This is a genomic window from Argonema antarcticum A004/B2 (assembly GCF_023333585.1).
GTDB classification, from domain to species: domain Bacteria; phylum Cyanobacteriota; class Cyanobacteriia; order Cyanobacteriales; family Aerosakkonemataceae; genus Argonema; species Argonema antarcticum.
The window spans coordinates 7,511-18,170 of sequence record NZ_JAIQZN010000126.1 but is presented as its reverse complement, the minus strand read 5'-3'; the positions used below and the strand labels follow the sequence as shown (position 1 = coordinate 18,170).

The following is a 10,660-nucleotide window of genomic DNA, read 5'->3' as shown; positions in this document are numbered from 1 at the left end:
CACTCCCCCACTCCCCCACTCTTCCCCTTTTGACTTTTGAATGAGTGACTTTTGACTTTTCTAGCCCCTAGCCCCTAGCCCCTTCTTCCTATATGTCCGGTTTGGGCAAAACGCGCAGAAATTTAACGATATGCCCGGTCAATTCTACGCCAATTATGTAGTTATCTACACTGAATCGGTAAAAGATGCCTTCAGAATCGAGCCGTTTTAGCCCTGGCAAGTCTTTAATGCGATCGATCTGTTTGTACTTTTCAAATACGACTGCGTAAATATGCTCACGAGCTGCGTACTCTAAGTTTTTGATATCGACTAAAAAGGATCTGGCGTAGCGTACATCTAGACTCACGGGGTGGCGTTCTCTAACTGCAAATTTTACATTATACTTGGGGCTAGGTGAATTTCAGATTTCAAATTTAAAATTTCAGATTTAAAATCGTCAATTCCAAATAAAAATCTTTAAATCAAAAATCTAAAATTTTAACTTCGATCCTAAAAAATCTATGGCAAGTGCAATAGTCGCACTGCTTCTTCGTAGTTCATGGTATCCCCAGGCTGGAGATTTCGCTTGGCCTCTTGAATGGCTTTGATCACATAAATATCGTAGTATACTTCTTGTAGTATACTCCAAGTCGTTTCCAATTCATCATCAGATAATTCATCGATTAAGAAATCTAGTTTGTAAGTTAAACGATGCAATCTACTTCTGAGAATGTTCCGTTGAGAAACTCCTGCTTTTAAGTATGGGGTTTCCCTTTCTCCTTGACCCTTTTCACTTTCCCCTTTCATAAGTTTTCTCTTTGTTGTGCCTTTGTCCTCCTTGTCCCCCTTGTCTCCCCATAGGGTAGAATGCGTTAGCGTAGTGCTATTTTTAAGCCGCATTCTCCCGATAGATTGTTTCGGGTAAAGATGCACCCTTCTGTTTTGCCATTCTATCTCTCAAACTCTACATGGTTGGTTATCTCGTTTTCCTGGCAATTTCTACAGGTATAGCTGCCCTGTTCAGCTTGGGACTAAATTTACAATGGGGCTACACTGGTCTGATTAACTTTGGGCACGTGGCCTTTATGACGGTGGGAGCTTATACCACCGTATTGCTAGCTTTAAAAGGAGTTCCGCTGATTATTGCGGTGCCTCTAGGTGCTGGTTTAGCGGCGCTGTTGGGGCTGCTGATCGGTTTATCAACTCTGCGACTGCGGGAAGATTACCTGGCGATCGTCACGATCGGCGTTTCTGAGGTGATCCGTTTGATTGTGCTAAACGAAGAGTGGTTGACTAGAGGGACTTTTGGGGTGCAAGGTTTTCCTCTGCCACTGGCAACTTGGAGTCCAAATTTGCTGATGAGGCTGATGATGATTGCCCTGCTGACGCTGATTGCTGGCTTGACTTTTTGGCGAATGTGGCAGTGGTTCTCTAAGCAGTTGCAGCAAGGAAAGAGAGAGGGGGGTTTTCCAGTTGGTTCGCTGATATTGGGAATTGCCAGTTCGCTGTTGGGTTTGGCGGTTTACGTTGCAGGAGTGATGGCGCTGTATGACTACACCTATAAAGCTGGGTTGATGGTGCTGTTGCTGCTGGTGCTGACGGTGATATTCTGGCAAATGGAACGATTGGCCCGATCGCCCTGGGGTCGCGTCCTCAAAGCTATTCGCGAAGATGAGGAAGTGGCTAAAGCTTTGGGCAAAAATGTTTTTTGGTACAAGTTGCAATCGTTGATGTTAGGAGGTGCGATCGCAGGAATTGCCGGTTCCTTCTACGCTTGGCAACAAACATCTGTTTACCCAGATGATTTTATTCCCCTGACGACTTTTGAAGCCTGGACTATTGTAGTTTTAGGCGGAGCAGGTAACAATGTGGGTACGGTGCTGGGAGCAATTATTTTTTGGGCTTACAATACAGTGACGCGCTTTGTTCTGCCTGCACTTCTGCCTTTCGATGATGCCCGTTTGGGCGCATTTCGGGTGATGGTAATCGGTCTGTTGCTAATGGTGCTGATGGTGGCGCGACCGCAAGGTATCTTAGGGAAAAAGGAGGAATTAACTCTTGGCAGGTAACGAGAACAAAGCGGCATCGGATCTATCTTTCAACGAGGCCCCAACGGTTATCGAGGAAGACTTTGAGGTGGCAGAAGATGTGGCTGCTAACGAGTCAACTTTGCCAGCAGATATGCCGTTGACTCGATCGGATACTGATATAAAAAATATCTTAATACAGGTGAAAGACCACAAACCAGCGCTTCAGACTTCCAGCGTTCCAATACTTGCAGCGTCTGGACTTTGCAAAAGTTTTGGCGGTCTTAGGGCGGTGGACGATGCGAAGCTTGAGGTGGCGCAGGGTAGCATTACAGGGCTGATCGGCCCAAACGGTGCTGGTAAAACTACTTTTTTTAACCTGCTTTCTAATTTTATTCAGTCCGATCGCGGTCGGGTGATTTTTGACGGCGAACCGATTCAGCACTTGCAGCCTCACCAAATTGCCCAGATGGGTATGGTTCGCACGTTCCAGGTAGCGCGGGTACTATCCCGGTTATCGGTGATGGAAAATATGATTTTGGGGGCGCAAAAGCAAACTGGTGAAAACTTTTGGAATGTTTGGTTGCAACCCAAACAGGTAATCTTGGAAGAAAAGCAACAGCGGGAACGGGCGATCGCAATTCTGGAATCGGTGGGATTGGCCCACATGGCTGGAGCTTATGCGGGGGCGCTATCTGGCGGACAGCGGAAGTTGCTGGAAATGGCGCGGGCGCTGATGACCGATCCCAAACTAATTTTATTGGATGAACCGGCAGCTGGGGTGAATCCGACGCTGATTAATCAAATCTGCGATCGCATTGTGACGTGGAACCGCGAGGGTATGACGTTTCTGATTATCGAACACAACATGGACGTGATTATGTCTCTGTGCGATCGTGTCTGGGTACTAGCTGAAGGTCGCAATCTCGCCGATGGCACCCCCGCTGAAATTCAGAAAAACACCCAAGTTTTAGAAGCTTACTTAGGATAATCATTATCACTGCATCCGTGTATATCCGTGTCGTGCTGCATTGGAGTCAGATTGGGCATTAGGCACGGGAAATCCCTTATCCAACAAGGATTTTAAGAAATTACAGCGGTTCCCGCCACAAGATTATGTAGGCGCTAATCATTGCGCCTGTCAGAGGAGCCGTAAAACTACTGAATTTGCTATTTTTTAGCAAAAGTTATATATTGGTCTGAAGTATAAACACTTAAGTAATTTCCCGTAAAGTAAAATCTTAAGAGACTCTAACGTCAACTCAAAGAGTTTTGCAAGCTTTTACAGGTAAGGGTTCACTTACAGCGCTTTTCAGGTGAGTAGGTACGCGAAACCCGGTTTCTTCAAGAAACCGGGTTTCTGGGATGTACTTCATTAGACTGCAAGCCGCTGTAACTGAAAAATACCTTTAGATCTGAGGACAAACAATGGCAAAAATTTTGGGGAACAATTTACCATTTGATTCAGCAGCATTTATCAACATCTTGCTAATTGCCACCATCACCCAGTCTGCGGAGTCTCAAGCATCTATAAATAAACGTTTTAGTCCTTATTCTTCCTCTTTTTCAGGTTGGGATGAAGAGGATAAAGATGGAATGGCGCAAGCCAGCTTAGTTTCGCCATTGTTAGAACTACAACTGACTGATTGGGTGTTTCAAGCATGGCAATCTTTAACAGAAAACTACCGTTATATTCGAGTATATTCAGATCTCAGATATTGGGAAGATAAAGTTTTTACTCGTTATGAATTTGCAGCTAGATTAAATACCCGCTTGGAAAAGATTCATGAATCGATCGCATTGACTGGTGAAGAAATTACAGAATAAGATTTAACCACTATGCGGCGATTTGAAGATGAATTTGCGGCAGAACTTGGGATTTTGCGCCGCAGAGTAGACAGCTTAGAAGCTGGCACAACAAGATTAGAAGCTCAGCATTTCACCGGAGGTTTCAGATTTTAGATTTCTTTCTTTAAAATTTTCGGTTAATGCCGAGCCGACAGAGAAACCCGGTTTCTTTGTCGGTGCGATCGCTTTCTTAAATTCACCGCACTATAGTAAGATTATGCGCCAAATAATATGGATTACCTAAATATTTGCTACAGATGTAGGGGCAATTCATGAATTGCCCCTACAGCATAGAGTGTTCATTGGTAGCAGAAATAAATCCAAACGATATAATATAATCAATATACATAGTTAAAATTATAAATGACCCGCTTTCCACACGACCAATTTGCCAAAGACTACCTCAAAGAATTATTAACTCCATTAGGACAAGTACAAACCAGCCGCAATATCGCCGGAGAAGTGCGAGAAATCGATGTATGGTTTACGCCATCATCAACACTAACAAGCGAAGCACAAGCCTTGGGATTACTAGGGATATTTGCTACTACTCCCTCAATATTTGAACCATTTCGTAATGCAGTCACAAGCAGCCAAGTTCGCAGCTGTATAAGTAAACTGTTTGACGTTCATGCAGATATAGAACGTCAGGCAAAACGAGAAAATACTCGTCTTAACGAATCGGAATTACCTAAATTATGGATTTTCACTCCCACCGCATCACCACTTTTATTAGACGAGTTTAGAGCAATTAACGACCGAGAAAGCTGGCTACCAGGAGTTTATTTTTTAGGAGAGGGTTTGAAAACAGCAATAGTAGCCATTCATCAGTTACCTCGCACCCCAGAAACACTGTGGCTGAGAATTCTTGGTAAGGGAAAAGTGCAAAAACAAGCTATTAACGAATTGACGGCACTGCCAGAAGATAACCCATTGCGAATAAATGCGCTAGAGTTATTATATAGCCTGCGCGTTACCTTAGAAGCCAATCAAAATTTAGATTCAGAGGATAGGGAGTTAATTATGGAATTATCACCACTTTATTTAGAAAGGCTGGATGCAGCTGTACAGTCAGGGGTGGAACAAGGAATCGAACAAGGTATTCAACAAGGTATTCAAAGAGGAATACAGCAAGGTATTCAAAGAGGAATACAGCAAGGAGAACGCCTTGTTGTGGAAAATATGCTGCGAGTTCGCTTTGGTGTTTTGGATGATGAACTGAGGTCAATTATCGAACCGTTGTTGGAATTGCCACCAGAAGAGTTTACCCGATTGCTGATGCAATTATCGCGAGATGAATTGTTAGATAGGTTTAGAAGATAAAATTGGCGCGATCGGTCTTTCAGAAACCCGGTTTATCTCAGCCTTGAACAGGACGGACAATAGCAGGAGTCGGTTTCTGCTGTTGGAAAATTGCTTTGAGTGCTTGCTCCAAAGTTTCTGCCATCACGATGCGGTTTTGGTAAGCAACAATTACTCTTGCTAATATCGGCAAACTATTTTCTGTTGCTTCCAGATAAAGGGGTTCGACATAAAGCAAAGATCGCTCAATCGGAATCACCAAAAGATTTCCTTGCAGCGCACGCGAACCTTCGCGATTCCAGAGCGAAATCTGCTGGGAAATTACCGGATCTTGGTTAATCAACGCTTCAATCTGCTCAATTCCGTAGACCAGTTCCTGTTTGGGAAACTGGTAAAGCAATAACTTACCGTAGTTTTCTCCATCCGAACGCGCTGCTAACCAGGCAATTAAGTTGGGGCGTTGCGTGGGGGTAAACGGAAGCAACAGAATGAATTCTTCTGTTGCTTCCGTTGGCAATTTCATAATTAAGTAATATGGTTCTACCAGTTTCGGTTTATTGCCATAAATCTCGGTGGGAAGTTGCCACTGATCTTCTCGGTTGTAGAAGACTTGCGGATCGGTCATGTGGTAAGTCAGCAATCGTTCGGATTGGATACTGTAAAAATCGACTGGATACCGAATATGACTTACCAGATTGACTGGCATTTCATTCAGTGGTTTGAATAGTTCTGGAAAGATAGTTTTCCAAGAGTTAATAATTGGGTCTTGAGGATCGGCAATGTAGAAAAATACGCTGCCGTTATAGGCATCAATGACGACTTTGACTGAATTGCGTATGTAGTTAAATTCGTTTTCACCAGGATCGGAATAAGGGTAGCGATCGCTTGTTGTATAGGCATCGACAATCCAATACAAATAATTGGTTGATGCTGATGAATCTATATTGTTTAAATTCGCATTTGCAACTACAAGATAAGGGTCGCTGTCATAGCGCAAAAAGGGAGCGATCGTCCTAATTCGCTGGTTAATGTCGCGGCGGAATAGTACTTTAGTTTCAGGAGTAAAATTTCTGGTAAAGAGCATTTGCCAATCCTGCAAGTACTCGGCAAACAGCAACCGACGCCACCAGCTGCTAATTCCGATACCACCCCGTCCATCATAGGTGTTATACACATTTTCATCGCCACTCGGATAGTCCAACTCCTTAACTTTGGTTGGAGCAATAACATAATTTTTAGTAATTTCGCCATAATAAATCCTGGGACGATCGATGGGAATGCTGGCGCGAATTCCCTCGCTGGAAGTCTGCAAAGTACCGCCGTCCTCAGTGGCATCGGGGCTGCTAATATTATTAACAAAGTAGTCTGGTAAACCCCCAGGGCCAACGGTATTGACAGGCGAGACGGTAAAACCATATCCGTGAGTATAAATTAAGTGTTTGTTCACCCAAGTTTGGGCTTGTTGAGGTACAGCGCTGTAGTCTAATTCCCGTGCTGCTAAAATCACTTGTCGCTTTTCTGTATTTTCCGCTTTCACTATTCGCCTATCGGTGTCTTTTTTGAGGGCGTAGCGGTCAATGTCGGCGTTAGCAAATTTGTAATAAAGGCGGATTTGTTGCAGTTGGCGATTGGCTTGCAGTAGCGGACGGGTATCCCAAAGACGAATATTGTTAATAGTCAGTTCGTTCGCCTGGATATCTTTATAATTAAGTTGTCCTTGCGGGTCAAAAGTTCTGACTTCAATATCTTCTAAACCAAATGCCTGACGGGTGAGGGCAATGCTGCGCTGTATGTACGGTCGTTCCACCGCTAATTCGTTTGGTTGAACGATTAAGCGTTGTACTGCTGGAGGAAGTAAAATGGAAAAAGTAAAAATGCAAAAGAGAAAGAAAACAGGTAAAAATTTATTCAGTTTACCGAACCACTGCTTCTTTGTTTTGAACCAGAAAACAGTTTGCCACAGGAGTAAAATCCCGATCGCCAATGCTAGAAAACTTAACCCGGTATAGACTGGTAACTGAGTTGTTACATCTGTGTAGCCAGCGCCATAGCTAACTCCGCGAGTGGAGTAAAGTAGTTCGTAGCGGCGTAGCCAATAACTCAGAGCTACACTCAACATAAAAGCACTGCCCAGCCCGTATAAGTGGCGCTGCTGCGGCTGACTAAAACCCAGAAAAATTCCTTGACTCAGGCTATTTCCTGAAAGTAAATAAACCAGGAAGATAGTAACTAAGCCATACGAAAATAGTCCACCTAGCCAAAATTCTAGCAATTCCAAACCAGGCAAAGTAAAGACATAAAAACTAATATCTTTTGTAAATAGTGGATCGCTGAGGTTAAAAATAGTGGGATGAAAATATTGCAAAACTTTGTCCCAGTGTCCTGATAGCACTGCGCCAAAACTCAAACTCATTAAGGCGGCGATCGCATTTAGGCAAAAGTTGGGCCGCGAAATAATTGCGATCGCAATTATTCCCAGTACCCCCAGAGGCCAAAACTTTACCAGCGACGGTAGCCCCAAAATCTGCCCAATTGAACTGGGAACAAACCGAGGCGGTAGCGGTGGCGACACGCTGGGACTCGTTAGATCCGGATGCCAAAAATTTAAGGCAACCTGGGCATAATGAATCAACATCGACCCCACCAGCAAACTCAGTCCCAGTGCGATCGCTAAAAGCCAGGTTAGCCTTATAGTCCCCGGTAGGGAAGATTCCCCTCTCTGTGCTACATTTGTTATTTCTGGTTCTGGATGCTGGAACTGTTGAGCTATAGCCAGGTTAACCAGGAGAAAAGCAGCGCTGACGGTAGATGCGATCGTCCACAGTCCCACCTGCGTCTTGAGGCGCAACAGAAACGCTGACAAATACCCAACTTCCTCAAACCACAAGATTTCCACCACCAAATGGGAGAGTAGGTCAAAGCTTAACCATACCCCCAGCAAAAGTGCGATCGGTATAAATATTCGTCTCCACAACACAAATTTCAGCACCTTATAATCATACATTTAATCAATATTATCATTTTTTATTAAATCATTACCCTTTTAATATTATACTCAAGAGAGTAACACTTACTAATAATTCAATATATGACTCAGGAGCTATTCGACTTAAGGACAAGCATCCTAGAGGGACGCCTAGACGATGCTTTAGCGATTATCGATGACCTAGAATCGATGAGCAAAAAAAACGACCTGCGTAATATCAAATCTTTCCTAATCAGAATGCTGAGCCACTTGATTAAAAACCAAGTTGAGCAGCGATTAACTAACTCCTGGGCGGCTTCTATCGGGGATTCAGTCCGACAAATTCAAGACCTGAATCTCAGGGATAATAAGACATCCTATTACATCAATCTCGATGAATGGCAAGAACCGCTTGAAGAAGCGCTGGAAGCAGCTATTCGCGTCGCCAGTGTGGAGGTAAGGGGAGGGGAATATAGTCCGCGTCAACTCTCGCAATTAATCAACAGAAATCAAATAATTCCGATAGCCCAGCAACTGCTCAATCTTACCTACACCCACTCAGCCAAAACTTTACCAGATCTTGTAGATGAAAATTTAGCCCAGTTGCCTGGTGGGGAAGATTGGCTATTTGGCAGACGCTGAGGTATAACAGTTAGAAAGTGCGATCGCACTTTGTTCTTCTCTGCCTTAAAGTTGACTCTGTTGTAATTTACAGATAGCTTTGAGAACTTGTAAAATCTGAATCGATCGCTCCCCCTCCATTAAGTTCAGTAAGTTTCTTTCGTTCCCAGTATGCTAAAACTCAAAAGTTAATACCACAAGCCTTACTGGACAAGCTTTTGGGCTAAAATTTCACTGCTTGGAGAACAATCCTTGCCCAGTAAGGCTGACAAGGAATTTAGCATACTAAGTACCAAAGACCCGGAAATTCCTTTTCTAACCCGCGCCTCAAATCATTAAATTATCTAAAACCCGATCGGAAAATCGTACATCTTATGGCATGATCTCAAAGTAGACAATTTATCGGTTTCAGAATCATAGGAAACCATTTATTATGGCGCTTAGACTAGGCGACACCGTGCCTAACTTCACTCAAGCTTCCAGCGAAGGCGAAATCAACTTTTACGACTGGGCAGGCGACAGCTGGGTCGTACTGTTCTCCCACCCCGCAGATTATACACCAGTTTGTACCACAGAATTAGGTGAAGTCGCCCGCCTCAAGCCAGAATTTGACAAGCGCAACGTCAAAGCACTTGCTCTCAGCGTGGATGACGAAGAATCCCACAAAGGCTGGATTGGCGATATTGAAGAAACCCAGAGCGTCAAGCTCAACTATCCTATCCTGGCAGATCCAGATAAAAAAGTCTCAGATCTTTACGACATGATCCACCCGAACGCCACCAACACGGTGACAGTTCGGACTGTCTTCGTCATCGACCCTCAAAAGAAACTGCGCTTGAGCTTCACCTATCCTCCCAGCACAGGTCGCAACTTCGATGAAATCTTGCGCGTAATTGATTCCCTGCAACTCACGGATAACTATAGTGTTGCAACTCCAGTCAACTGGAAAGATGGGGATGACGTGGTGATTGTCCCCTCCCTCAAAGATCCCGAAGTCCTCAAGGAAAAATTCCCCAAAGGATATAACGAAATCAAACCCTATCTGCGGATGACACCTCAACCCGACAAGTAAGGCAAAAGGTAAAAGCCAAAAGATAAAAGTAGGGTGGGCAATGCTCACCCTACTATGTATAGCTAGGGACTAGGGGTAGGGGCTAGGGACTAGGGGAAGAAGTGTTTAGAATCAAGGGCTTCGCCGTGAGCGCAAGGGCCGAACGGTTTCGGGAATTGAGAATGTCCTAACCGACGAAAGCGGTTGCTATATATAAGCTGTATATAAGTAAAATTTGGTAGCATTATAGATATAAATAATCAGGAAATAACTTATGCTTTCATCTCCCATAGTGTTGCGAATTCTATCAACAATGCAAATGACAGACGATCAGTTTTTTGAGTTCTGTCAGATCAATCGCGACTTACGGATTGAACGGAATAAATCAGGAGAATTGGTTATTATGCCCCCTACTGGTTCAGAAACAGGAAACCGAGAATTTAACATTTTAGGGCAATTATGGGTGTGGTCGGAACAAGATGGCACAGGTCTAGCTTTTAGCCCCAGCACAGGATTTAAGCTATCAACGGGTGCAGAACGTTCTCCCGATGCCTCTTGGATAAAACTAGAACGATGGAATGCTTTATCAGCAGAACAAAAGCAAAAGTTTGCTCCCATTTGTCCAGATTTTGTAATTGAACTGAGGTCAGCGTCTGATAATCTGAAACCTTTACAAGAAAAGATGGAAGAATATATGAGAGAGCCAGGAATACAGTTAGGCTGGCTGATTGACCGGAAGAATCGGAGAGTTTATATTTATCGTCCCGGTCAAGAAGTGGAATGTCTAGAGAATCCGGCTACAGTTAGCGGCGAGTTCGTGTTACCGGGGTTTATCCTTAATATGAGTAAAATTTGGTAGCATTATTG

At 43.9% G+C, this 10,660-nt stretch carries 11 protein-coding genes; 8 read left to right on the top strand and 3 right to left on the bottom strand.

Annotated features, from left to right (window positions below; translation table 11 throughout):
• Positions 1-88: 88 nt before the first annotated feature.
• Entirely contained in the window at positions 89-346 is a 258-nt protein-coding gene (locus tag LAY57_RS31770) for a cytotoxic translational repressor of toxin-antitoxin stability system (protein WP_249071186.1), read from the bottom strand.
• A 152-nt stretch (positions 347-498) separates the two neighbouring features.
• Positions 499-786 (bottom strand): hypothetical protein, encoded by a 288-nt coding sequence (locus LAY57_RS31765; RefSeq protein ID WP_249071185.1) that lies wholly within the window; start codon positions 784-786, stop codon positions 499-501.
• A gap of 161 nt (positions 787-947) precedes the next feature.
• Here LAY57_RS31765 and LAY57_RS31760 point away from each other — a divergent pair, with 161 nt between their 5' ends.
• From LAY57_RS31760 to LAY57_RS31745, 5 genes are all read left to right on the top strand, one after another.
• On the top strand, positions 948-2,048 hold the full coding sequence (locus tag LAY57_RS31760) for a branched-chain amino acid ABC transporter permease (RefSeq protein ID WP_249071184.1): 1,101 nt from the start codon (positions 948-950) through the stop codon (positions 2,046-2,048).
• Positions 2,038-2,997 (top strand): ABC transporter ATP-binding protein, encoded by a 960-nt coding sequence (locus tag LAY57_RS31755; RefSeq protein ID WP_249071183.1) that lies wholly within the window; start codon positions 2,038-2,040, stop codon positions 2,995-2,997. Before LAY57_RS31760 ends, LAY57_RS31755 begins: the two co-directional genes overlap by 11 nt.
• 437 nt (positions 2,998-3,434) lie before the next feature.
• Positions 3,435-3,833 carry a hypothetical protein gene (locus LAY57_RS31750; protein ID WP_249071182.1) on the top strand — a complete coding sequence of 133 codons (399 nt, stop codon included), beginning with the start codon at positions 3,435-3,437 and terminating at the stop codon, positions 3,831-3,833.
• Positions 3,834-3,845: 12 nt separating this feature from the next.
• Complete coding sequence (locus LAY57_RS36025) at positions 3,846-3,968, top strand: hypothetical protein (RefSeq protein ID WP_275994427.1); 123 nt, start codon at positions 3,846-3,848, stop codon at positions 3,966-3,968.
• A gap of 249 nt (positions 3,969-4,217) precedes the next feature.
• Positions 4,218-5,177 (top strand): hypothetical protein, encoded by a 960-nt coding sequence (locus LAY57_RS31745; protein WP_249071181.1) that lies wholly within the window; start codon positions 4,218-4,220, stop codon positions 5,175-5,177.
• Between the two features lie 37 nt (positions 5,178-5,214).
• On the opposite strand, the gene LAY57_RS31740 is transcribed toward LAY57_RS31745, so the two are convergent.
• Positions 5,215-8,160, bottom strand: coding sequence for a UPF0182 family protein (locus LAY57_RS31740; RefSeq protein WP_249071180.1), 2,946 nt, complete (start codon positions 8,158-8,160; stop codon positions 5,215-5,217).
• An 84-nt stretch (positions 8,161-8,244) separates the two neighbouring features.
• Here LAY57_RS31740 and LAY57_RS31735 point away from each other — a divergent pair, with 84 nt between their 5' ends.
• The 3 genes from LAY57_RS31735 to LAY57_RS31725 all read left to right on the top strand — a co-directional run bounded on the left by LAY57_RS31735 (position 8,245) and on the right by LAY57_RS31725 (position 10,652).
• Positions 8,245-8,763 carry a DUF29 family protein gene (locus LAY57_RS31735; protein WP_249071179.1) on the top strand — a complete coding sequence of 173 codons (519 nt, stop codon included), beginning with the start codon at positions 8,245-8,247 and terminating at the stop codon, positions 8,761-8,763.
• Positions 8,764-9,175: 412 nt separating this feature from the next.
• Positions 9,176-9,814 (top strand): peroxiredoxin, encoded by a 639-nt coding sequence (locus tag LAY57_RS31730; protein WP_249071178.1) that lies wholly within the window; start codon positions 9,176-9,178, stop codon positions 9,812-9,814.
• 253 nt (positions 9,815-10,067) lie between these two features.
• Positions 10,068-10,652 (top strand): Uma2 family endonuclease, encoded by a 585-nt coding sequence (locus tag LAY57_RS31725; RefSeq protein ID WP_249071177.1) that lies wholly within the window; start codon positions 10,068-10,070, stop codon positions 10,650-10,652.
• Positions 10,653-10,660: the final 8 nt, after the last annotated feature.

Bases quoted from the DNA above. Each gene is read 5' to 3' on its own strand.
- LAY57_RS31765 (WP_249071185.1), bottom strand. From the start codon at position 786: ATGAAAGGGGAAAGTGAAAAGGGTCAAGGAGAAAGGGAAACCCCATAC.
- LAY57_RS31760 (WP_249071184.1), top strand. From the start codon at position 948: ATGGTTGGTTATCTCGTTTTCCTGGCAATTTCTACAGGTATAGCTGCC.
- LAY57_RS31750 (WP_249071182.1), top strand. From the start codon at position 3,435: ATGGCAAAAATTTTGGGGAACAATTTACCATTTGATTCAGCAGCATTT.
- LAY57_RS36025 (WP_275994427.1), top strand. From the start codon at position 3,846: ATGCGGCGATTTGAAGATGAATTTGCGGCAGAACTTGGGATTTTGCGC.
- LAY57_RS31745 (WP_249071181.1), top strand. From the start codon at position 4,218: ATGACCCGCTTTCCACACGACCAATTTGCCAAAGACTACCTCAAAGAA.
- LAY57_RS31740 (WP_249071180.1), bottom strand. From the start codon at position 8,160: ATGTATGATTATAAGGTGCTGAAATTTGTGTTGTGGAGACGAATATTT.
- LAY57_RS31735 (WP_249071179.1), top strand. From the start codon at position 8,245: ATGACTCAGGAGCTATTCGACTTAAGGACAAGCATCCTAGAGGGACGC.
- LAY57_RS31730 (WP_249071178.1), top strand. From the start codon at position 9,176: ATGGCGCTTAGACTAGGCGACACCGTGCCTAACTTCACTCAAGCTTCC.
- LAY57_RS31725 (WP_249071177.1), top strand. From the start codon at position 10,068: ATGCTTTCATCTCCCATAGTGTTGCGAATTCTATCAACAATGCAAATG.